Source organism: Xenorhabdus sp. PR6a, assembly GCF_028599065.1.
Lineage (GTDB): Bacteria > Pseudomonadota > Gammaproteobacteria > Enterobacterales > Enterobacteriaceae > Xenorhabdus > Xenorhabdus doucetiae.
Genome location: NZ_JAQRFJ010000210.1, coordinates 1 through 571 on the forward strand (window position 1 = coordinate 1; position 571 = coordinate 571).

General features: G+C 36.8%; 1 pseudogene. It reads right to left on the reverse strand.

Going from position 1 to position 571, the window contains the following annotated elements:
* Window positions 1-359: 359 nt before the first annotated feature.
* Window positions 360-571: pseudogene (locus tag PSI15_RS18390) on the reverse strand (IS5/IS1182 family transposase); the annotation flags it as partial.

Consider the following 571-nt stretch of genomic DNA (forward strand, 5'->3'; position numbering starts at 1 on the left):
TTTATTTTTAGTCTCATCATTTAGATATCCTTTAGTCACTTGAGGACCTGATAATAAAAGCTCACCGATTTTATTAGTTACACTTTCATCATTTATTGGACGAATAACATAATCGAACCCAGATAATAAATGTCCTATCGTAGATTAAAAATGTTCTAAATCATTTTCATTGATAACATGCCAACTGGCGTGGACTGTAGTTTCAGTAATACTATAGGGAACCTCTAAAAACTCCCTATACAAAAAATAAGGCCAATTTTGCACTCATTCGTCATAAAATTAATCTTATTGTTTGTCACTGCTTCTTGCTTTTTCAGAAAGAAAAAATAGATTCATGACTTTTTCATCACATACCGAGATTAAAAGGCGTGAATGCTCGATTTCCCAAAATAAACCAAACGTTGTAAATCATAGCAGGTAGCCTTCAGGGTCATCGCAAAATTGGCGCGTAGCTGGCCTACCGTTCGGATGAGTTTATCACCCATCTGGGAGAATGAGCCAAAGATGTGTTCCACTCGTGCCCGGGTTTTCGCTATTTTCTTATTTCGTCCTTTCTGGCAGGTTGATAACG